General features: G+C 48.5%; 31 protein-coding genes. All 31 read left to right on the top strand.

Features of this window, described 5'->3' with window-relative positions; translation table 11 throughout:
* The first annotated feature begins 94 nt into the window (after window positions 1-94).
* The 31 genes from fusA to rplQ all read left to right on the top strand — a co-directional run bounded on the left by fusA (window position 95) and on the right by rplQ (window position 18,261).
* On the top strand, window positions 95-2,197 hold the full coding sequence (gene fusA, locus EHT87_RS26575) for an elongation factor G (RefSeq protein WP_124909827.1): 2,103 nt from the start codon (window positions 95-97) through the stop codon (window positions 2,195-2,197).
* A 147-nt stretch (window positions 2,198-2,344) separates the two neighbouring features.
* Window positions 2,345-2,650, top strand: coding sequence for a 30S ribosomal protein S10 (gene rpsJ / locus EHT87_RS26570; RefSeq protein WP_114406391.1), 306 nt, complete (start codon window positions 2,345-2,347; stop codon window positions 2,648-2,650).
* A 338-nt stretch (window positions 2,651-2,988) separates the two neighbouring features.
* Window positions 2,989-3,609: a 50S ribosomal protein L3 gene (gene rplC / locus EHT87_RS26565; protein ID WP_124910197.1), complete on the top strand. Its 621-nt coding sequence runs from the start codon at window positions 2,989-2,991 to the stop codon at window positions 3,607-3,609.
* Between the two features lie 3 nt (window positions 3,610-3,612).
* Window positions 3,613-4,239, top strand: coding sequence for a 50S ribosomal protein L4 (gene rplD, locus EHT87_RS26560; RefSeq protein ID WP_124909826.1), 627 nt, complete (start codon window positions 3,613-3,615; stop codon window positions 4,237-4,239).
* A gap of 6 nt (window positions 4,240-4,245) precedes the next feature.
* Complete coding sequence (gene rplW, locus EHT87_RS26555; RefSeq protein ID WP_114406388.1) at window positions 4,246-4,539, top strand: 50S ribosomal protein L23; 294 nt, start codon at window positions 4,246-4,248, stop codon at window positions 4,537-4,539.
* Between the two features lie 42 nt (window positions 4,540-4,581).
* Window positions 4,582-5,406 carry a 50S ribosomal protein L2 gene (rplB, locus tag EHT87_RS26550; RefSeq protein ID WP_124909825.1) on the top strand — a complete coding sequence of 275 codons (825 nt, stop codon included), beginning with the start codon at window positions 4,582-4,584 and terminating at the stop codon, window positions 5,404-5,406.
* A 7-nt stretch (window positions 5,407-5,413) separates the two neighbouring features.
* Window positions 5,414-5,692, top strand: coding sequence for a 30S ribosomal protein S19 (gene rpsS / locus EHT87_RS26545; protein ID WP_114406386.1), 279 nt, complete (start codon window positions 5,414-5,416; stop codon window positions 5,690-5,692).
* Window positions 5,693-5,774: 82 nt separating this feature from the next.
* Entirely contained in the window at window positions 5,775-6,164 is a 390-nt protein-coding gene (gene rplV, locus EHT87_RS26540; RefSeq protein WP_124909824.1) for a 50S ribosomal protein L22, read from the top strand.
* Window positions 6,165-6,176: 12 nt separating this feature from the next.
* Window positions 6,177-7,112 carry a 30S ribosomal protein S3 gene (gene rpsC, locus EHT87_RS26535; RefSeq protein ID WP_124909823.1) on the top strand — a complete coding sequence of 312 codons (936 nt, stop codon included), beginning with the start codon at window positions 6,177-6,179 and terminating at the stop codon, window positions 7,110-7,112.
* A 49-nt stretch (window positions 7,113-7,161) separates the two neighbouring features.
* Window positions 7,162-7,590 carry a 50S ribosomal protein L16 gene (gene rplP / locus EHT87_RS26530; RefSeq protein WP_114406383.1) on the top strand — a complete coding sequence of 143 codons (429 nt, stop codon included), beginning with the start codon at window positions 7,162-7,164 and terminating at the stop codon, window positions 7,588-7,590.
* Between the two features lie 6 nt (window positions 7,591-7,596).
* Window positions 7,597-7,791 carry a 50S ribosomal protein L29 gene (gene rpmC, locus EHT87_RS26525; protein ID WP_038119977.1) on the top strand — a complete coding sequence of 65 codons (195 nt, stop codon included), beginning with the start codon at window positions 7,597-7,599 and terminating at the stop codon, window positions 7,789-7,791.
* 17 nt (window positions 7,792-7,808) lie between these two features.
* On the top strand, window positions 7,809-8,072 hold the full coding sequence (gene rpsQ, locus EHT87_RS26520) for a 30S ribosomal protein S17 (protein WP_038119974.1): 264 nt from the start codon (window positions 7,809-7,811) through the stop codon (window positions 8,070-8,072).
* A 2-nt stretch (window positions 8,073-8,074) separates the two neighbouring features.
* Window positions 8,075-8,443 carry a 50S ribosomal protein L14 gene (gene rplN / locus EHT87_RS26515; protein ID WP_111626186.1) on the top strand — a complete coding sequence of 123 codons (369 nt, stop codon included), beginning with the start codon at window positions 8,075-8,077 and terminating at the stop codon, window positions 8,441-8,443.
* 3 nt (window positions 8,444-8,446) lie between these two features.
* Window positions 8,447-8,785 (top strand): 50S ribosomal protein L24, encoded by a 339-nt coding sequence (gene rplX / locus EHT87_RS26510; protein ID WP_124909822.1) that lies wholly within the window; start codon window positions 8,447-8,449, stop codon window positions 8,783-8,785.
* Between the two features lie 38 nt (window positions 8,786-8,823).
* On the top strand, window positions 8,824-9,378 hold the full coding sequence (gene rplE / locus EHT87_RS26505) for a 50S ribosomal protein L5 (protein WP_124909821.1): 555 nt from the start codon (window positions 8,824-8,826) through the stop codon (window positions 9,376-9,378).
* A 20-nt stretch (window positions 9,379-9,398) separates the two neighbouring features.
* On the top strand, window positions 9,399-9,668 hold the full coding sequence (rpsN, locus tag EHT87_RS26500) for a 30S ribosomal protein S14 (RefSeq protein WP_114406378.1): 270 nt from the start codon (window positions 9,399-9,401) through the stop codon (window positions 9,666-9,668).
* Between the two features lie 104 nt (window positions 9,669-9,772).
* Window positions 9,773-10,171, top strand: coding sequence for a 30S ribosomal protein S8 (rpsH, locus tag EHT87_RS26495; RefSeq protein ID WP_114406377.1), 399 nt, complete (start codon window positions 9,773-9,775; stop codon window positions 10,169-10,171).
* Between the two features lie 9 nt (window positions 10,172-10,180).
* Window positions 10,181-10,738 (top strand): 50S ribosomal protein L6, encoded by a 558-nt coding sequence (rplF, locus tag EHT87_RS26490; RefSeq protein ID WP_124909820.1) that lies wholly within the window; start codon window positions 10,181-10,183, stop codon window positions 10,736-10,738.
* Window positions 10,739-10,769: 31 nt separating this feature from the next.
* Window positions 10,770-11,126 (top strand): 50S ribosomal protein L18, encoded by a 357-nt coding sequence (rplR, locus tag EHT87_RS26485; protein WP_124909819.1) that lies wholly within the window; start codon window positions 10,770-10,772, stop codon window positions 11,124-11,126.
* Window positions 11,127-11,134: 8 nt separating this feature from the next.
* Window positions 11,135-11,650 (top strand): 30S ribosomal protein S5, encoded by a 516-nt coding sequence (gene rpsE / locus EHT87_RS26480; RefSeq protein ID WP_124909818.1) that lies wholly within the window; start codon window positions 11,135-11,137, stop codon window positions 11,648-11,650.
* Between the two features lie 23 nt (window positions 11,651-11,673).
* Complete coding sequence (rpmD, locus tag EHT87_RS26475; protein ID WP_124909817.1) at window positions 11,674-11,853, top strand: 50S ribosomal protein L30; 180 nt, start codon at window positions 11,674-11,676, stop codon at window positions 11,851-11,853.
* Between the two features lie 4 nt (window positions 11,854-11,857).
* Window positions 11,858-12,304 (top strand): 50S ribosomal protein L15, encoded by a 447-nt coding sequence (gene rplO / locus EHT87_RS26470; protein ID WP_124909816.1) that lies wholly within the window; start codon window positions 11,858-11,860, stop codon window positions 12,302-12,304.
* Between the two features lie 86 nt (window positions 12,305-12,390).
* Window positions 12,391-13,704, top strand: coding sequence for a preprotein translocase subunit SecY (gene secY / locus EHT87_RS26465; protein ID WP_124909815.1), 1,314 nt, complete (start codon window positions 12,391-12,393; stop codon window positions 13,702-13,704).
* 4 nt (window positions 13,705-13,708) lie between these two features.
* Window positions 13,709-14,521, top strand: coding sequence for a type I methionyl aminopeptidase (map, locus tag EHT87_RS26460; RefSeq protein WP_124909814.1), 813 nt, complete (start codon window positions 13,709-13,711; stop codon window positions 14,519-14,521).
* A 3-nt stretch (window positions 14,522-14,524) separates the two neighbouring features.
* On the top strand, window positions 14,525-14,743 hold the full coding sequence (gene infA, locus EHT87_RS26455) for a translation initiation factor IF-1 (RefSeq protein WP_038119936.1): 219 nt from the start codon (window positions 14,525-14,527) through the stop codon (window positions 14,741-14,743).
* Between the two features lie 104 nt (window positions 14,744-14,847).
* Window positions 14,848-14,964, top strand: a complete 117-nt coding sequence (gene rpmJ, locus EHT87_RS26450; RefSeq protein WP_091512700.1) for a 50S ribosomal protein L36 — start codon at window positions 14,848-14,850, stop codon at window positions 14,962-14,964.
* A 9-nt stretch (window positions 14,965-14,973) separates the two neighbouring features.
* Window positions 14,974-15,351 (top strand): 30S ribosomal protein S13, encoded by a 378-nt coding sequence (gene rpsM, locus EHT87_RS26445; protein WP_124909813.1) that lies wholly within the window; start codon window positions 14,974-14,976, stop codon window positions 15,349-15,351.
* Between the two features lie 77 nt (window positions 15,352-15,428).
* Window positions 15,429-15,824, top strand: a complete 396-nt coding sequence (gene rpsK / locus EHT87_RS26440; protein WP_114406367.1) for a 30S ribosomal protein S11 — start codon at window positions 15,429-15,431, stop codon at window positions 15,822-15,824.
* A 113-nt stretch (window positions 15,825-15,937) separates the two neighbouring features.
* Window positions 15,938-16,543 (top strand): 30S ribosomal protein S4, encoded by a 606-nt coding sequence (gene rpsD, locus EHT87_RS26435; protein ID WP_124909812.1) that lies wholly within the window; start codon window positions 15,938-15,940, stop codon window positions 16,541-16,543.
* A 133-nt stretch (window positions 16,544-16,676) separates the two neighbouring features.
* Window positions 16,677-17,666: a DNA-directed RNA polymerase subunit alpha gene (locus EHT87_RS26430; protein WP_124909811.1), complete on the top strand. Its 990-nt coding sequence runs from the start codon at window positions 16,677-16,679 to the stop codon at window positions 17,664-17,666.
* A gap of 4 nt (window positions 17,667-17,670) precedes the next feature.
* Window positions 17,671-18,261 (top strand): 50S ribosomal protein L17, encoded by a 591-nt coding sequence (gene rplQ / locus EHT87_RS26425; RefSeq protein ID WP_124909810.1) that lies wholly within the window; start codon window positions 17,671-17,673, stop codon window positions 18,259-18,261.
* Window positions 18,262-18,340: the final 79 nt, after the last annotated feature.

Below are 18,340 nucleotides of genomic sequence, written 5' to 3'. Positions count from 1 at the left end.
CGCTCTGATTCGCGAAAAGTGCCTTTTTACTACCATTGAGTTGCTTTTTCGGATCCCTGCAATTGTAAATTAACTTCTGTAATTATACTTCATTATGGCAACTGATCTTCGATACCTGCGAAACATTGGTATCGCTGCCCACATCGACGCCGGTAAAACGACTACCACCGAGCGGATTCTTTATTACTCCGGGGTCAGCCACAAAATCGGCGAAGTACACGAAGGGGCCGCTACCATGGACTGGATGGAGCAGGAACAGGAACGAGGGATCACCATTACGTCGGCGGCAACCACCGTCAACTGGAAATACCGCGACCAAAACTACCATGTGAACATCATCGACACCCCGGGTCACGTTGACTTTACGGTGGAGGTAAACCGCTCCCTGCGGGTTCTGGACGGTCTGGTGTTTTTGTTCAGTGCCGTCGATGGTGTTGAGCCTCAGTCGGAAACCAACTGGCGGCTTGCCAACAACTACAACGTAGCCCGTCTGGGGTTCGTCAATAAAATGGACCGCGCCGGTGCCGACTTCCTGAACGTCTGCCAGCAGGTGAAGGACATGCTCGGTAGCAATGCCGTGCCGCTGCAATTGCCGATCGGCGCCGAAGATAACTTCAAAGGGGTGGTCGATCTGGTAAACTTCCGCGGTATCCAGTGGAACGAGCACGATAAAGGCATGACCTTCCAGGAAGTTCCGATTCCGGACGATATGCTGGAAGAAGCCAAAGAATGGCGTGAAAAACTCCTCGAAGCCGTCGCTGATTACGACGAGTCGCTGATGGAGAAATATTTCGAAGATCCGGAATCCATCACGGAAGACGAAATTCTGACCGCCTTGCGTCAGGCCACCATCGAGATGAAAATCGTTCCGATGTTGTGTGGTTCATCGTTCAAGAACAAAGGTGTTCAGACGATGCTCGACTACGTGATGTCGTTGCTGCCTTCTCCGCTCGATAAACCGGAAATTAAAGGTACCAACCCGAATACGGATCAGGAAGTGGTTCGTCATCCGACGGAAACCGATCCGTTTACGGCTTTAGGTTTTAAAATTGCTACGGACCCCTATGTTGGTCGTCTGTGTTTTGTGCGGGTTTATTCCGGCATCCTGGATTCCGGTTCTTACGTTCTGAACACGCGTTCGGGCAACAAGGAGCGGATTTCGCGGATTTTCCAGATGCACGCCAACAAGCAAAATCAGATCGATAAACTGCGGGCGGGTGATATTGGTGCGGTTGTCGGGTTTAAAGACATCAAAACGGGCGATACGCTTTGTGATGAGAAACACCCGATTGTTCTGGAATCCATGGTTTTCCCGGATCCGGTTATTGGATACGCCATCGAACCGAAGAAAACGGCTGATCAGGATAACTTCTCGAAAGCCATCGGTAAACTGATCGAAGAAGATCCGACCCTGAAAGTCGAAACCGACGAAGAAACCGGTCAGACGATCATCCGGGGTATGGGTGAGTTGCACCTTGAAATTATTATCGACCGGATGCGTCGTGAGTTCAAAGTGGAAGTCAACCAGGGCGCTCCGCAGGTAGCTTACAAAGAAACATTGACCAAGAGCTTCGAACACCGCGAGCTTTACAAAAAGCAAACGGGTGGTCGTGGTAAATTTGCCGACATCGTGTTCGAAATCATGCCGGGCGAAGAAGGCAAAACCGGTCTGGAATTTATAAATGGTATCGTGGGTGGGGTTATTCCACGCGAATTTATCCCGTCGGTTGAAAAAGGGTTCCGCGAAGCCATGTCGACGGGTCCGTTGGCGGGTTATCCGTTGGATTCGATGAAAGTACGGTTGTTCCACGGTTCTTTCCACGATGTTGACTCCGATTCACTGTCGTTCGAATTGGCGGCTCGTCTTGGTTTCCGGGAAGCGGCTAAAAACGCGGGTCCGCGACTTCTTGAGCCGATCATGGCCGTTGAAGTACTGACGCCGGAAGAATATACCGGTCCGATCACGGGTGACCTGAACCGCCGTCGCGGTATCATGAAGGGGATGGATTCACGGGCAGGTTCGCAGGTGATCAAAGCTGACGTTCCCCTGTCGGAACTGTTCGGATATGTAACCGACTTGCGTACGATGTCATCCGGTCGCGCCACGGCTAACCTGACCTTCTCGCACTACGAACAAGTGCCAACCAACTTAGCGGAAGGCATCGTTGCGAAAGCAAAAGGAACCGTTAGAGCTTAATTCTAAATGAAGAATGAATGGTTGTTTGCAGTGAAAATAACCATTCATTCTTTCAATACACCTTCCCTGCTGGAGTAAATGGTTCTTTCGGCAGCGGATTTCCGTCGGTTACTTACCGGCTCACTATAACCAGAACCACAACTTGTCATGAATCAAAAAATTCGGATTAAACTGAAGTCCTTCGACCACATGCTGGTCGATAAGTCGGCTGAAAAAATTGTTAAGGCGGTAAAATCAACGGGTGCGATTGTCAGCGGCCCAATTCCTCTGCCGACGGAGAAAGAAATCTTTACGGTTCTGCGGTCTCCGCACGTCAATAAAAAATCCCGGGAGCAGTTCCAGCTTTGCACGTATAAGCGTTTGGTGGATATCTATTCAACTAGCGCCAAAACGGTCGATGCGTTGATGAAACTGGAGCTACCGAGCGGGGTGGATGTTGAAATCAAGGTATAACGCTAAAATCTTCATTAACTTTTGCTGAAAAAGTTTTTTGAAGCCAGAAAATAGCGTACCTTTGCAAGCCGAATTTAGAATTAAGGGCAAAGACATACCTCGGGTGAAGGTCCTTTCCGGAAACCGCATCTGACTAATTTAGTACGGTAACACATGCATTTGTGTCAACCGAGCGAAAAGGTCAGGTGGAACACGCCTGGCCTTTTTTGTTTTTGTCTGATTTTGAATTGGTTGGAATAAATAAAATACGGTTTGGAATAAAAGTTACTAATTCCTACCTTTGCACTCCGATTTTTCGGGTTCATAACTATAAATTCCTGCTTTACAACCACTTATTTATGTCTGGTTTAATTGGAAAGAAGATTGGGATGACCAGTCTGTACAATGCTGACGGGCAGGCTCTGGCATGTACAGTTATTGAGGCTGGTCCCTGTGTCGTTACACACGTAAAAACGCAGGATACGGACGGCTATCAAGCTGTTCAGTTAGGGTACGGCGAGAAAAAAGAAAAACGTACAACCAAGCCATTGCTGGGGCACTTTAAAAAGGCCGGTACGACGCCGAAACGCAAGTTAGTTGAGTTTAAAACATTCGAAAGAGAGCTGAGTCTGGGTGAAACCTTACAAGCTGCGGATGTTTTTGTCGAAGGCGACTTCATTGATGTCGTCGGAACGGTTAAAGGTCGCGGTTTCCAGGGCGTTGTGAAACGTCACGGTTTCGGTGGTGTTGGTGGACAAACCCACGGTCAGCACAACCGCGCTCGTCACCCGGGTTCTATCGGTGCCTGTTCATTCCCTTCACGGGTTTTCAAAGGCATCCGGATGGCCGGTCGCATGGGTGGCAACCGGGTGAAAGTTCAGAACCTTCGTGTTTTGAAAGTACTGTCAGAGCAAAATCTGATCGTTGTGAGCGGCTCGGTACCGGGCGCAAAAAATTCGTTCCTCATTTTAGATAAGTAAATCATGGAGGTAGCAATTTATAACTCGAAAGGAGAGGATACGGGCAAGAAAATTACCTTGTCTGACGATATCTTCGGAATTGAGCCGAGCGAGCACGCGATCTACTTAGACGTGAAACAATACCTGGCCAACCAACGTCAGGGAACGCACAAGGTTAAAGAACGTGCCGAGAATGCTCACTCGACCCGTAAAATCAAGAAGCAAAAAGGTACGGGTGGTGCTCGTGCCGGTTCAATCAAATCGCCGGTATTTGTTGGCGGTGGAACCATCTTCGGTCCTCGTCCCCGCGATTACTCGTTCAAATTGAACAAGAAGGTGAAGCAACTGGCCCGTAAATCGGCTCTTGCTGCCAAAGCGCAGGGAAACAGTGTCTCCATTCTGGAAAATTTCACCCTGGAAGGACCACGTACGAAGTCATACATTGAGTTTCTGAACGGTTTTGAGGCATTGAACACGAAAACATTGTTGATTCTGCCGGAGGTAGATACCAACGTAGTTCTTTCCAGCCGCAACCTGAAAAAAGCGAAAGTGGTGACGACCGATAGTCTCAATACCTATGATTTGATGCATGCCGACCGTCTGCTGATTGCTGAAGGGGCTTTGTCGAAATTAGAATCTCTTCTCCAGTAATTGATTATGGAAAACGTACTGAAAAGACCGATCATTACCGAAAAAGTGACGGCCCAGAATAAGAAGGGACAATACGGGTTTGAGGTGTCAATGAATGCCAATAAAATCGAGATCAAAAAGGCTGTCGAGAAATTGTATGGCGTTACGGTGAAGGAAGTCAATACGATGCGTTGCTTCGGACACATGAAGTCGAAGAGCACGAAGAAAGGTGCCGTTACGGCGGGCCGGACGTCCACCTGGAAGAAAGCAATTGTTACAGTTGCTGACGGGGAGATCATCGATATTTACGCGGAAGCATAAGGCAACCCAACCACGAACGACTAAACGAAGTAGTTAGGAATCATGGGAGTTAAGAAACTGAAACCAACAACCCCGAGTCAGCGTTTTCGCGTGGCCCCGGACTTTGCCGAGATCACGACGGACAAACCGGAACGGAGTCTGCTGGTATCGATAAGCAGATCAGGTGGCCGCAACAACCAGGGCCATCGTTCGATGCGCTACATTGGTGGCGGTCATAAAAAACAATACCGGATTATCGACTTCAAACGCGATAAAACAGATGTACCGGCAACGGTTAAGACCATCGAGTATGATCCAAACCGTTCGGCCCGGATCGCCCTGTTGTTCTACGTTGATGGGGAGAAGCGTTATATCATTGCCCCACAAGGCCTAACGGTTGGACAGCAGGTCATTTCAGGCCCGTCCGTTCCGCCGGAAGTTGGAAACGCGCTGCCCCTGTCGGCCATGCCGATTGGTACGATCGTTCATAACGTGGAACTGAAACCCGGAAGGGGAGGAGCGATGGTCCGGAGTGCCGGAACGTATGCTCAGTTGGTAGCCCGTGAAGACAAATACGCCATTCTGCGGATGCCTTCGGGTGAGCAGCGGATGGTACTGGGCACCTGTATTGCCACAGTCGGCTCGGTCTCTAACCCGGATCACATGAACGTGAGCATGGGGAAAGCCGGGCGGAACCGTTGGTTGGGTATTCGTCCCCGCGTCCGTGGTGTTGCCATGAACCCAGTCGATCACCCCATGGGTGGTGGTGAAGGTCGGGCTTCGGGTGGTCATCCACGTTCACGTACAGGTCTGTACGCGAAAGGCAAGAAAACCCGTCCGGTGAAGAAGTATTCAGATCGTCTGATCATTAGTAAACGAAAAAAATAAGAGGTAGATGGCACGCTCACTTAAAAAGGGTCCCTACATAGATTTTCGTCTGGAAAAAAAGGTGGATACTATGAATGATGCGGGTAGAAAATCCGTCATCAAAACCTGGTCCCGCCGTTCAATGATTTCTCCGGATTTCGTTGGCCATACGTTCGCTGTACACAATGGCAATAAGTTTATTCCGGTGTATGTCACCGAGAATATGGTGGGTCATAAATTAGGCGAATTTTCGCCTACCCGTAACTTCCGGGGGCACGTTGCGAAGAAAGACAAAGGCAAACGGTAATAATAGTTTACGGTTTTTGGTTTAGGTTTTTAGTTGAAATACTAGCGCGACCGAAGGCCACAGACTACAAACGGAAAGAAACATGGAAGCAATAGCAAAGCTAAAAAATGTGCCTTCGTCTCCTCGTAAAATGCGGCTGGTAGCCGATATGATCCGGGGTCAGAAGGTTAGCAAAGCATTGGGTATTCTGCGTTATCAACCCCAAGCCGGTGCAGCGCTGCTGGAAAAGCTGGTGCTCTCGGCGGTTGCTAACTGGCAGCAAAAAAACGAAGACGAGCGGGCTGAAGACGCTGACTTGTACGTAAAGACAATTTTTGTCGATGGCGGTCGGATGCTGAAACGTCTGCGCCCTGCACCACAAGGTCGTGGCCACCGGATTCGTAAGCGCTCCAACCACGTTACCATCGTGATTGAAAGTGCCGCAGGAGCACTGACGGTTGCACCCGTAGTATCAACAGAAAACGCAGCATAACAAGACAATAAAATGGGACAAAAAGTAAACCCCGTTGGTTTTCGGCTTGGTATCGTCAAAGGATGGGATTCAAGCTGGTATGGCGGCAAAGAGTTTCCTGATAAGCTGGTTGAAGACGAAAGAATTAGAAAATATATTCAGGCACGTATTCCGAAAGGATCGATAGCCCGGGTTGTTATCGAACGTACCCTGAAGCGGATTACCCTGACAATTCACACGGCGCGTCCGGGTATTGTGATCGGTAAAGGCGGTGGCGAAGTCGATAAAATCAAGGAAGAGCTAAAGAAAATTACCGGTAAAGACGTTCAGATTAACATTTTCGAAATCAAACGTCCGGAAATCGATGCTAAACTGATTGGCGAAACGATTGCCCAACAATTGCAGGCACGGATTTCCTACCGTCGTGCTATGAAACAGGCGATCAGCTCCGCGATTCGGGTTGGTGCTCAGGGAATCAAAGTTCGCGTATCAGGCCGTCTGGGCGGTGCCGAAATGGCCCGTACGGAAGAATACAAAGAAGGTCGGGTGCCTCTGCACACGCTTCGGGCTGATATCGATTATGCGATTTCAGAAGCGCAGACGATTTACGGAAAAATCGGTATCAAAGTTTGGGTATTCAAAGGTGAACTGTACGGCAAGCGTGATTTATCACCGGCTGCACAAATCACGGCCGCTCAGTCCGATCGCAGCGGTGATCGGGGTGATCGCCGGAATGATCGCGGAGACCGTCGCGGAGAACGCGGGGGTGAAGGTGATCGCGGTGATCGTCGCCGGGGCCGTAATGATCAGAATCGGGGTGGTGCCGGTGGTGGCGCTCCGCGTGGTCAGGGCGGACAAGGCGGTGGTGGTCAACGTGGCGGACAGGGCGGAGGTCAACGTGGTGGTCAAGGCGGAGGCCAGCGACCGGGCGGTGGCGGAGGCCAAGGTGGTGGCCCGCGCAAAAGATAGTAAGAACATCGGACGTCATACCAGGCACGTCCTTTAGATACGACTAAAGATGTTACAACCAAAAAGAACCAAGTTTCGTAAGCAGCAGAAAGGCCGTGTCAAAGGCATAGCCGGACGGGGTCACCAAATCGCTTTCGGATCGTTTGCCATCAAGTCGCTGGAACCCGGTTGGATTACAGCCCGTCAGATTGAAGCGGCCCGTATTTCCGTAACTCGTGCCATGAAACGTGAAGGCCAGGTTTGGATCCGTATTTTTCCAGACAAGGTAATTACGAAGAAACCCGCCGAAGTACGGATGGGGAAAGGAAAGGGAGCTCCTGAGTATTGGGTGGCTGCCGTAAAACCGGGCACCATCCTGTTTGAAGCAACAGGTGTTCCCCTGGACGTAGCCAATGAGGCTCTGCGTCTGGCGGCTCAAAAGTTACCGATTAAAACAAGATTCGTTGTTCGTCGGGATTATCAGGAAACAGAAGACTAATCAGTCATGAAAAAGAACGAGATCAAGTCGCTGACGGTTGAACAATTGAATGAGCAGGTAGCGGCTGAGAAAGATCGCTTGCAAAAATTAAAGTTTGCGCACGCTATTTCGCCCATCGAAAATCCGATGCGAATTCGCACCACGCGTAAATTGATTGCTCAATTACTGACCGAGCTGACTGTTAAACAAAGCGCCAGCTAATAAAACGGTATCGACTCATGGAGCAGCAAGAAAGAAATTTAAGAAAAGAACGAATTGGTAAGGTAGTAAGCAACAAGATGGAAAAATCCATCACCGTTGCGGTCGATCGGAAAGTGCAGCACCCTATTTATGGGAAATTTATGCACCGGACGAAGAAGTTCATGGCTCATGACGAAAAAAATGAATGCGGTATCGGTGACACCGTTCGCATCATGGAAACCCGTCCGCTGAGCAAGAACAAATGTTGGCGATTAGTCGAAATCATTGAAAAGGCGAAGTAATCATGATCCAGCAAGAATCACGTTTGGGCGTAGCCGATAACAGCGGTGCCAAAGAAGTACTCTGCATTCGGGTACTGGGTGGAACCGGAAAGCGTTTCGCTACGGTTGGAGATAAAATTGTAGTGACGGTTAAGCAGGCGCTTTCTTCGAGTAACATGAAGAAAGGAACTGTTTCCAAAGCGGTAGTTGTTCGCACCAAAAAAGAAATTCGTCGGAAAGACGGTTCTTATATCCGGTTTGAAGACAATGCGGCCGTACTGCTGAACAACAATGACGAGCCGCGCGGTACCCGCATTTTTGGGCCAGTTGCCCGCGAATTGCGCGAGAAGCAGTTTATGAAAATCGTTTCTTTGGCTCCAGAAGTATTGTAACCCATGAAGAAAGTAGCAGACAAGCCTGCGAAGTTACACATCAAAAAGGGAGACGCTGTCAAAGTGCTCTCTGGTAACTCGAAGGGCCAAACCGGCACCATATTGCGCGTTTTGGTCGATAAACAACGTGCCGTGGTTGAAGGGGTAAACATGATAACCAAACATGTGAAACCATCCGCAGCCAACCCACAGGGAAGTTTGGAAAAACGCGAAGGAACCATTCACATCAGCAATCTGATGGTGATCGAACCCGCTACCAAGGAACCGACTCGTACCGGCCGCAAACTGAATGACAAAGATAAGTTGCAACGGTACTCGAAAAAGACCGGTAATTTTATCTAATTGATTAAGAATCAGGAACGTATTAAACAGATACGAAAGTGGCAACACCGAGGCTGAAAGAGAAATATACAAACGAGATCGTGGCCCAGTTGAAGGAGCGGTTTCAGTACAAAAGCGTTATGCAGGTACCGAAACTCTCTAAGATTGTTGTAAACAAAGGGATTGGAGCCGCTGTCGCTGACAAGAAGTTGGTCGATGTAGGTGTCGAAGAACTGACGATGATTACAGGCCAGAAAGCCGTGGCAACCATTGCGAAAAAAGCCGTCTCTAACTTTAAGCTGCGCGAAGGCATGCCGATCGGCGCTAAAGTGACACTGCGCGGAGAGAAGATGTACGAATTTCTGGATCGTCTGACTGCGGTTGCACTACCGCGCGTTCGTGACTTCAAAGGAATTAGCGACAAGGGCTTCGATGGTCATGGAAATTACACGTTCGGTGTCCAGGAGCAGATCATCTTTCCGGAAATCACGATTGACAAAGTGAGTCGGATCTCAGGAATGGATATCACGTTCGTCACTACGGCGAACACGGATGAAGAAAGCTTTGCATTGCTGAAAGCGCTGGGTATGCCCTTCGCCGGAGGTAAAAAATAACGCATAACGCGAATAAAAACATGGCAAAAGAATCCATCAAAGCAAGAGAGCGTAAGCGGATTGCCCTAGTTGCGAAATACGCTACCAAGCGTGCCGCACTGAAAGCTGCCGGAGACTACCTCGGGTTAGACAAACTGCCGAAGAATGCTTCGCCGGTACGTCTGCACAATCGGTGTAAGTTAACGGGCCGCCCTCGCGGGTACATGCGGAAGTTTGGTATCTCCCGCGTGACGTTCCGTGAAATGGCATCGGCCGGTAAAATTCCGGGTGTAACAAAGGCAAGCTGGTAAGTTTTACGCCATCTTAGCGATTATCGAAACAATTCCCTAATTTTGCAGGCCCGTTTAAAACGGCTATTCCGTCAGCGAGGTTTGCAGTTACTAATCAGGAGGAAATGAATACTGATCCCATAGCAGATTATCTGACTCGCATCAGAAATGCGATCCGCGCCAAGCACCGGGTCGTGGAAATTCCTGCTTCCAATATAAAGAAGGAGATCACTAAGGTACTCTTTGATAAAGGCTTTATCCAGAACTACAAGTTCGACGAGACAGGCCCGCAAGGAAGTATTAAAATTGCACTGAAGTACAATCCGGTTACGAAACAACCTGCAATCGTTGATTTGCAGCGCGTGAGCCGCCCGGGTCTGCGTCAGTACAAAGGTGCTACGGATATTCCGCGGATTCTGAACGGCTTAGGTGTTGCCATCGTCTCGACGTCAAAAGGCGTGATGACGGACAAAGAAGCCCGGACGCTGAACGTAGGCGGTGAAGTGTTGTGTTACGTATATTAATCAGAAACTATGTCACGCGTAGGTAATAAATCCATTGCACTGCCCGAGAAAGTGTCAGTTTCGGTCGAGAACGGTAACACAGTTACGGTGAAAGGCCCGAAAGGGGAACTGTCGCAGAGCATCAACCCGGATATTAAAGTAGAAATCGTCGACGGAGAACTGAAAGTGGTTCGCCCGAACGACCAGAAGCGTTTCAAAGCTTTGCACGGTCTGTATCGTGCGCTGGTCAACAACATGGTGACGGGTGTTAGCACCGGTTACCGGTTGGAACTCGAAATCGTCGGTGTCGGTTACAAAGCCGTTGCAACGAATAACATTTTGCAGTTGACGCTGGGGTATTCACACGATATTTATGTGGCCATTCCAACGGAACTGAAAGTAACGGCTGTAACGGAAAAAGGGCAAAACCCGAAAGTCATTCTGGAAGGAATCGACAAGCAACTCATTGGCGATGTAGCGGCTAAAATCCGTTCATTGCGGAAAGTTGAACCGTACAAAGGGAAGGGTATCCGCTTTGTGGGCGAGAAAATTCGTCGGAAAGCTGGTAAGTCTGCTTCCAAGAAGTAATAGGTGAACCATATAATAAGCACAGGCGAAAATGGCTGTCACGAAAGAAAGCAGAAGACTGCGTATCAAGAATCATATCCGGAATAAAGTTTCCGGAACGGCTGACCAGCCGAGACTATCTGTCTTCCGGTCAAATGCCCGTATCTATGCCCAAATCATTGATGATGAAAAAGGCCATACCCTGGTCAGTGCTTCATCTGTCGAGATTACCGGCAACGATAAGAAAGGTGTAAACGTCGAACTGGCAAAACAAGTTGGACAGGCTTTGGCAGAGAAAGCAACGACCAGCGGTATTTCCAAGGTGGTTTTTGATCGGAATGGTTATTTATATCATGGTAAGGTGAAAGCTTTGGCCGACGGTGCCAGAGAAGGCGGCCTTAAATTTTAAGCAAAACAATGGTAACCAATACAAGACCTGCTAAAGTTAACGAGTCTGAACTGAAAGAACGCGTTGTTGCGATCAACCGCGTTGCCAAGGTAGTGAAAGGTGGTCGGCGTTTTAGCTTTGCGGCCATTATCGTAGTCGGCGACGGCAACGGTGTGGTTGGCTACGGCCTCGGTAAAGCAAACGAAGTAACGGATGCGATTGCCAAAGGAATTGAAGATGCGAAGAAAAACCTCGTTCAGGTTCCATTGTTGAAACACACGGTTCCTCATTCGATGGAAGGTAAATTCAGCGGTGGCTTTGTCCTGCTGAAACCAGCTTCTGAAGGAACGGGCGTTATTGCCGGTGGTGCTATGCGTGCGGTACTGGAAAGCGCCGGTATTCGCGATGTATTAGCAAAATCGAAAGGTTCATCCAATCCGCATAACGTCGTAAAGGCAACCATCGATGCCCTGCTGAAAATGCGGGCTCCGCATCAGGTAGCGTTCCAGCGTGGCGTGAAACTGAGCAAAGTTTTTAACGGATAAGCATCCTTAACAGCGGCAATAAAATGGCACGGGTTAAAATAACACAGGTTCGCAGCATCATCAAGCGGCCAAAAACACAGAAACTGGCGATTCAATCGCTTGGTCTGGGTAAAATCAACCGCAGCGTTTCATTGGAATACAATGACGCAGTTGGTGGTATTATCCGCAAAATTCAACATTTAGTTACTGTAGAAGAAATCTAAAATTATGAATCTTAATACACTTAAACCTGCGGAAGGATCAGTCCGTCAGCGCAAGCGAGTAGGTCGGGGTACGGGTTCTGGGATGGGTGGAACATCAACCCGTGGCCATAAAGGTGCCCAGTCGCGTTCCGGTTACAGCGCCAAGAAGAACTTCGAAGGTGGCCAGATGCCACTGCAGCGCCGGGTACCGAAATTCGGCTTTAAGAACATCAATCGGGTTGAATACAAACCGATTAACTTAGATACGCTTCAGCAGTTGATTACCAGTGCAGGGGTTACCTCAGTCGATATGGATGTATTGATGCAACACGGTCTGGCTGGTAAAAACGACAAAATAAAAATCTTAAGCCGGGGTGAAATCTCTTCAGTAGTGGAAGTGAAAGCGCATGGCTTTTCGCAGAAAGCGATTGAGGCTATTGAGAAAGCAGGCGGTAAAGCAATCAAGCTCTAATCAGCTTGTTCGTTCAATGAGTAGAATTAGCCAATATTTTTTCGTAAATTTGGTGACTTTTTTCGGACGAGCAGCTTGAGACACTAATGAAACGATTCATCACGACCCTTCAGAATATTTTTTCGATCGAGGAACTGAGAACCCGCATTCTCAACACATTGTTGTTTGTGACGGTTTTTCGATTCGGTTCCCAAATCGTACTGCCCGGCGTTGACCCGAGCAAACTGAATCTGACTCCGCAAGGGTTGTTAGGATTGCTGGATACCTTCCTGGGTGGAGCGTACAGCAAGGCATCGATTTTTGCGCTGGGTATTATGCCGTATATCTCGGCATCCATTGCCATTCAGTTGCTAACGCTAGCCTTACCTTACTTTCAGAAAATGCAGAAGGAAGGTGAGTCGGGTCGGAAGCGTCTGAACCAGATTACCCGCGTTCTGACGATTTTTGTGACGGCTGCCCAGGCAATTACTTATTTGACCACCACCATTCCGAATGAAGCTGTGATGATCAGTCCGGCGACGTTTCGGATTGTATCTGTTTTTATTCTGACCGCCGGTACGATTTTTTGTATGTGGCTGGGAGAACGCATTACGGACAAGGGAATTGGAAACGGGATTTCGATGTTAATCATGATCGGGATTGTATCCCGGTTCCCGGGTGCGGTATACGGAGAAGCTTTATCCCGTGGATCAGGAGGGGCGTTACTTTTCGTTCTTGAAATTGTCGCCCTGTTCTTTGTGGTCATGGGCGCAGTGGTATTGACTCAGGCGGTTCGCCGGATTCCGATTCAGTATGCCAAGCAGGTAGTTGGCAATAAAGTAGTAGGCGGTCAACGTCAATACCTTCCTTTGAAATTAAATGCAGCCGGCGTAATGCCGATCATTTTTGCTCAGGCTCTCATGTTCGTCCCGTCACTGGTGGCTTCCCTGTTTGCCGAAAAAAGTGATTTTGCCGGCTCGGTGCAAACGGTTTTTGCCGATTACACCTCGTGGCAGTATAATGTGTTGTTTGCCGTTCTGATTATCGTCTTTACGTTCTTTTACACGGCGATTTCGGTCAATCCGAATCAGATTGCAGATGACATGAGACGGAGCGGAGGTTTTATTCCGGGTGTGAAGCCGGGGTTTATGACTTCTGAATACATTGGTCAGGTATTGGATCGAATCACTTTACCGGGTGCTCTGATGCTGGCAATTGTGGCTATTCTACCCGCTATTGCTTCGCTGCTGGGTATGACCCGCAACTTCTCGCAGTTTTTCGGAGGAACGTCGCTGTTGATTATGGTTGGCGTTGTACTCGATACCCTGCAACAAGTTGAAAGTTATCTTCTGATGCGTCGTTACGAAGGCCTGATGCAGTCAGGACGGGTGACGGGCCGCACGGAGAGTATAACGGCTTAACGAAATGATTTACCTGAAATCAGACGCCGAAGTAGAACTGATCAAGATCAGTGGGCAGGTTCTTGGTAAAGCACACGCCGAAGTGGCTAAACGGATTCGTCCGGGTGTGACTACCAAAGAATTGGATCGCGTGGCTGAAGAGTATATTCGCGACAACGGTGGAATTCCTTCTTTTAAAGGATTCAATAATTTTCCGGCCGCTTTGTGTATTTCGGTTAATGAGACCGTTGTACATGGGTTTCCGAGTAAGTATGAATTGAAAGAAGGCGATATTATATCGATCGATTGTGGTGTAAAACTGAACGGATACCATAGTGATAGCGCTTATACCTATCCGATTGGTGAAATTAGTCAGGAAGTCCGTGACCTGCTGATCCGTACCAAACAATCCTTGTATTGTGGTATTGAGAAGGCGACAGAAGGAAACCGGATTGGTGACATTGGGTATGCGGTACAGAGCCACGTCGAAAAATTCGGGTATTCAGTAGTTCGTGAATTAGTGGGTCATGGACTCGGAAAGAGTCTTCATGAGAGCCCGGAAGTTCCCAATTACGGTAAACGCGGCCAGGGTGTCAAGCTGAAAGAAGGCATGGTGCTGGCCATTGAGCCGATGGTAAATCTGGGTAAAAAGAACATTATTCAGGAACGGGATGGCTGGACCATTCGTACGGCCGACCGACGACCGTCTGCTCATTACGAGCATTCGGTTGCCATACGGAAAGGGAAAGCTGAAATCTTGACCACCTTCCAATACATTGAAGAAGTAACGGCCAATACCAGCTTAATGATTGAAGTCAACGAAGTGACCATAGCGTAACGAATGGCAAAACAGACATCCATCGAACAAGACGGTACCATTGTAGAAGCACTCTCGAATGCCATGTTTCGGGTACAACTCGAAAATAAGCATGAGGTAATTGCTCATATTTCCGGAAAAATGCGGATGAATTACATCAAGATTCTGCCCGGTGACCGGGTAAAATTAGAAATGTCTCCGTATGATCTGACCAAAGCACGAATTGTTTATCGGTATAAATAAGGTTTAAAGTTTACGGTTTATGGTTTACGGTGGGCTGACACAAGGCAGCCATAATCGAAACCTGAAAACCGAAATCTGAAAATCGTAAAACGGAGAGTAAAACCATGAAAGTCAAGGCGTCGATTAAAAAGCGCAGTGTTGATTGTAAGGTGATCCGCCGGAAGGGGAAGCTTTACGTTATCAATAAGAAGAATCCTAGGTATAAACAAAGACAAGGTTAATCACTGAATATGGCACGTATTGCAGGGGTTGATATTCCCGACCGGAAACGCGGTGAAATTTCGCTGACTTACATTTTTGGCATTGGCCGGAGCTCAGCGCAGAAAATTCTGAATAAAGCAGGTGTTTCTGTTGATAAGAAGGTAAGCGAATGGAACGACGAAGAGTCGAACGCCATCCGGACCATCATCAGCGCAGAACACAAGGTTGAAGGGGCCCTGAAGTCGGAAGTCCAATTGAATATCAAGCGATTGATGGACATTGGTTGCTACCGCGGATTGCGCCACCGGAAAGGCCTGCCGGTTCGTGGACAACACACGAAAAACAACTCCCGCACGCGGAAAGGTAAGCGTAAGACGGTAGCAAATAAGAAGAAAGCAACTAAATAATGAGTTGGAGGTTTAAGGTTTAAATTCGGTCGCAAAGACGTTTTTAAGCTTTAAACCTTAAACTGATCAACTGAAAAATGGCTCAGGCAAAACGCAAAGACAAAGCGAAAAAGCGGGTAGTGGTGGTTGAACCCGTTGGACAGGTTCACATCAGGGCTTCGTTCAATAACATTATCATTTCTATTACGAACAGCTCCGGACAGGTAATCTCATGGGCATCGGCGGGTAAAATGGGCTTTAAGGGTTCAAAGAAAAACACGCCATATGCTGCTCAGACTGCCGCTCAGAACTGTGCTACCGTAGCGCATGATTTAGGGATGCGCAAGGCAGAAGTGTTTGTAAAAGGTCCCGGTTCCGGTCGTGAATCAGCCATCCGGACCATCCAGAACACCGGTATTGAGGTTATGTCGATCAAAGACATTACACCCCTGCCGCACAACGGTTGCCGTCCTCCAAAACGCCGTCGCGTTTAACTAGTAATTACATTCTGCGGTTTGCCCCAGGCAAGCTGCTTCACCAATGAATACGGGCAGGCGACATTCGGTTGTGTCTGTTCATCGTTTTTCGTTATTCATTCTTAGCACAAATGGCAAGATACACTGGCCCCAAGGCCAAAATTTCCCGTAAGTTTGGTGAGCCTATTCTAGGCCCCAGCAAAGCACTGCAAAAGAAAGCCTACGCTCCCGGCCAGCACGGACGGGGTCGGAAACGGAAACAGTCCGAATACGCTGTTCAGTTGCAGGAAAAACAGAAAGTAAAATATATCTACGGTATTCTGGAGCGCCAGTTCCGGGGTTTATTTCACCGGGCGGTTGTTAAACAAGGCATTACGGGTGAAAACCTGCTCAAACTTTGCGAAGCGCGTCTGGATAACACGGTTTACCGTTTAGGCATCGCGCCAACCCGCCGGGCTGCCCGCCAATTAGTCTCTCACAAACACATTGCCGTTGACGGCGAAGTGGTAAATATAGCTTCCTACTCATTGAAACCCGGTCAGCTGATCAGCATCCGTGAGAAATCGAAGTCACTAGAGGCCGTTACAACCAGTTTGTCTGCCCGCAATGCAAAGCGCTACAACTGGCTGGAATGGGATCAACAACAATTGCAGGGTGTGTTTACCAACTACCCGGAACGTGATCAGATTCCTGAGAATGTGAACGAGCAACTGGTTGTCGAATTATATTCTAAGTAACAGTTTTGGTTTTTGGTATTCTGTTTCGGATTTCCGTCAGATTGCAAATCAGTCGCACCGGCAACCCGGCAAAAACAAGATACCAAAACCGTAAACTGAATTTCATTAGTTGAACGGTTAAAAACAAATTCGTATGTCAATATTAGCGTTCCAAATGCCCGATAAAGTTGTCATGGAGCGAGCTGACGACTTTCACGGGTTGTTTGAGTTCAAGCCACTCGAAAAGGGCTATGGCGTGACCATAGGGAATGCGTTGCGGAGAATTCTGCTGTCATCGCTGGAAGGCTATGCCATTGCCAGCGTACGTTTCCCTGGCGTACTGCACGAGTTCTCATCAATAGAAGGCGTCGTTGAAGATGTTACCGAAATCATTCTGAACCTGAAAATGGTTCGGTTCAAGAAAATTTCGGACATGGTCGACAACAAAATTACTGTTACGATCAAAAACCAGTCGGTTTTAAAAGCCGGTGATATATCGAAATTTACCGCATCGTTTGAAGTGTTGAATCCTGAACTGGAGATCTGTCATATCGACGATACGCGTGAGTTGGAAATGGAAATCCACGTTGAAAAAGGTCGGGGTTACGTTCCGGCTGACGAGCCACGTGCCAACGAACTGCCTTTCGGACACATTCCGATCGACGCGATTTATACGCCGATCAAGAACGTTCGTTACAGCGTTGAAAACACGCGGGTTGAGCAGAAAACCGACTACGAACGGTTGCTGCTGGACATCGAAACCGACGGTTCCATTCACCCGGAAGAAGCGTTGAAAGGCGCGGCAACGATTCTGATTCAGCACTTTATGCTATTCTCCGATCAAACCATGACGTTTGAAACGGCGAAAGCAGAAGAAGATAATGTGGTAGACGAAGAAATGTTGCACATGCGGAAGTTGTTGAAAACTCCGCTGGCCGATCTGGATCTGTCCGTACGGGCTTACAATTGCTTGAAATCAGCCGATGTTAAATCCCTCGGCGATCTGGTTAAACTGGAGATTTCAGATATGATGAAATTTAGAAACTTCGGTAAGAAGTCACTGACTGAGTTAGAACAGCTGGTGGCCGAAAAGAACCTGACTTTCGGCATGGACATTACCAAATACAGATTAGACGAGGACTGATACCATGAGACACGGTAAAAAAAATAATCACCTTAGCAGGACCCATTCCCACCGGGCGGCAATGCTGTCGAATATGGCATCCTCGCTGATTCTGAGCAAGCGCATCGAAACGACGGTTGCCAAAGCGAAAGAACTGCGGAAATACGTTGAACCCCTGTTGACCCGCGCCAAAGACGATTCATACCAGAACCGCCGGGTTCTTTTCTCGTACCTCCAGAACAAGGAGACGATGAAAGAATTGTTCAACGTTGTATCGGACAAAATTTCAAACCGGCCAGGTGGCTACACCCGCATTATCAAACTGGGAAACCGGTTGGGCGACAATGCTGAAACCTGTATCATCGAACTGGTTGACTTCAACGAAACGTTGTTGACAGCCGCTTCTGAAGAACAGAAAGCAACCCGGACCCGTCGTGGTCGTCGGGGTGGTCGGAAAGCTGGTGAAACGACTGGCGCTGAAGCGGCAGAAGCTACGCCGGTTGCTGTAGCTACGCCGGAAGCCGCTCCGGTTGTGGAAGAAACCGCAACTGAAGCAACACCGGAAGCTTCGGCAGAAGCCGCCCCGGAAGCAACGGATGACGAGGTAAAAGCCTAAAAAGGGCTATTCAAGCGCTAGCAGGTAATGCTGGCCCGCGATAGTAACTTTATTGAGTTGGAAATCCCGCAGGATGAAC

The organism is Larkinella knui, from assembly GCF_003858645.1.
Classification (GTDB): domain Bacteria; phylum Bacteroidota; class Bacteroidia; order Cytophagales; family Spirosomataceae; genus Larkinella; species Larkinella knui.
This window is presented reverse-complemented; position numbering and strand designations above follow the sequence as displayed.

Coding starts and splice junctions, on each gene's coding strand:
- rplX (WP_124909822.1), top strand. CDS start 8,447: ATGAAGAAAGTAGCAGACAAGCCTGCGAAGTTACACATCAAAAAGGGA.
- rplW (WP_114406388.1), top strand. CDS start 4,246: ATGGAAAACGTACTGAAAAGACCGATCATTACCGAAAAAGTGACGGCC.
- rplV (WP_124909824.1), top strand. CDS start 5,775: ATGGAAGCAATAGCAAAGCTAAAAAATGTGCCTTCGTCTCCTCGTAAA.
- rpsM (WP_124909813.1), top strand. CDS start 14,974: ATGGCACGTATTGCAGGGGTTGATATTCCCGACCGGAAACGCGGTGAA.
- EHT87_RS26430 (WP_124909811.1), top strand. CDS start 16,677: ATGTCAATATTAGCGTTCCAAATGCCCGATAAAGTTGTCATGGAGCGA.
- rpsD (WP_124909812.1), top strand. CDS start 15,938: ATGGCAAGATACACTGGCCCCAAGGCCAAAATTTCCCGTAAGTTTGGT.
- rpmC (WP_038119977.1), top strand. CDS start 7,597: ATGAAAAAGAACGAGATCAAGTCGCTGACGGTTGAACAATTGAATGAG.
- rplN (WP_111626186.1), top strand. CDS start 8,075: ATGATCCAGCAAGAATCACGTTTGGGCGTAGCCGATAACAGCGGTGCC.
- rpmD (WP_124909817.1), top strand. CDS start 11,674: ATGGCACGGGTTAAAATAACACAGGTTCGCAGCATCATCAAGCGGCCA.
- secY (WP_124909815.1), top strand. CDS start 12,391: ATGAAACGATTCATCACGACCCTTCAGAATATTTTTTCGATCGAGGAA.
- rplB (WP_124909825.1), top strand. CDS start 4,582: ATGGGAGTTAAGAAACTGAAACCAACAACCCCGAGTCAGCGTTTTCGC.
- rplF (WP_124909820.1), top strand. CDS start 10,181: ATGTCACGCGTAGGTAATAAATCCATTGCACTGCCCGAGAAAGTGTCA.
- fusA (WP_124909827.1), top strand. CDS start 95: ATGGCAACTGATCTTCGATACCTGCGAAACATTGGTATCGCTGCCCAC.
- rplO (WP_124909816.1), top strand. CDS start 11,858: ATGAATCTTAATACACTTAAACCTGCGGAAGGATCAGTCCGTCAGCGC.
- rpsQ (WP_038119974.1), top strand. CDS start 7,809: ATGGAGCAGCAAGAAAGAAATTTAAGAAAAGAACGAATTGGTAAGGTA.
- rplD (WP_124909826.1), top strand. CDS start 3,613: ATGGAGGTAGCAATTTATAACTCGAAAGGAGAGGATACGGGCAAGAAA.
- rplQ (WP_124909810.1), top strand. CDS start 17,671: ATGAGACACGGTAAAAAAAATAATCACCTTAGCAGGACCCATTCCCAC.
- rpsS (WP_114406386.1), top strand. CDS start 5,414: ATGGCACGCTCACTTAAAAAGGGTCCCTACATAGATTTTCGTCTGGAA.
- rpsN (WP_114406378.1), top strand. CDS start 9,399: ATGGCAAAAGAATCCATCAAAGCAAGAGAGCGTAAGCGGATTGCCCTA.
- rpsJ (WP_114406391.1), top strand. CDS start 2,345: ATGAATCAAAAAATTCGGATTAAACTGAAGTCCTTCGACCACATGCTG.
- rplR (WP_124909819.1), top strand. CDS start 10,770: ATGGCTGTCACGAAAGAAAGCAGAAGACTGCGTATCAAGAATCATATC.
- rpsH (WP_114406377.1), top strand. CDS start 9,773: ATGAATACTGATCCCATAGCAGATTATCTGACTCGCATCAGAAATGCG.
- map (WP_124909814.1), top strand. CDS start 13,709: ATGATTTACCTGAAATCAGACGCCGAAGTAGAACTGATCAAGATCAGT.
- rpsE (WP_124909818.1), top strand. CDS start 11,135: ATGGTAACCAATACAAGACCTGCTAAAGTTAACGAGTCTGAACTGAAA.
- rpmJ (WP_091512700.1), top strand. CDS start 14,848: ATGAAAGTCAAGGCGTCGATTAAAAAGCGCAGTGTTGATTGTAAGGTG.
- rplP (WP_114406383.1), top strand. CDS start 7,162: ATGTTACAACCAAAAAGAACCAAGTTTCGTAAGCAGCAGAAAGGCCGT.
- rpsK (WP_114406367.1), top strand. CDS start 15,429: ATGGCTCAGGCAAAACGCAAAGACAAAGCGAAAAAGCGGGTAGTGGTG.
- rpsC (WP_124909823.1), top strand. CDS start 6,177: ATGGGACAAAAAGTAAACCCCGTTGGTTTTCGGCTTGGTATCGTCAAA.
- rplC (WP_124910197.1), top strand. CDS start 2,989: ATGTCTGGTTTAATTGGAAAGAAGATTGGGATGACCAGTCTGTACAAT.
- infA (WP_038119936.1), top strand. CDS start 14,525: ATGGCAAAACAGACATCCATCGAACAAGACGGTACCATTGTAGAAGCA.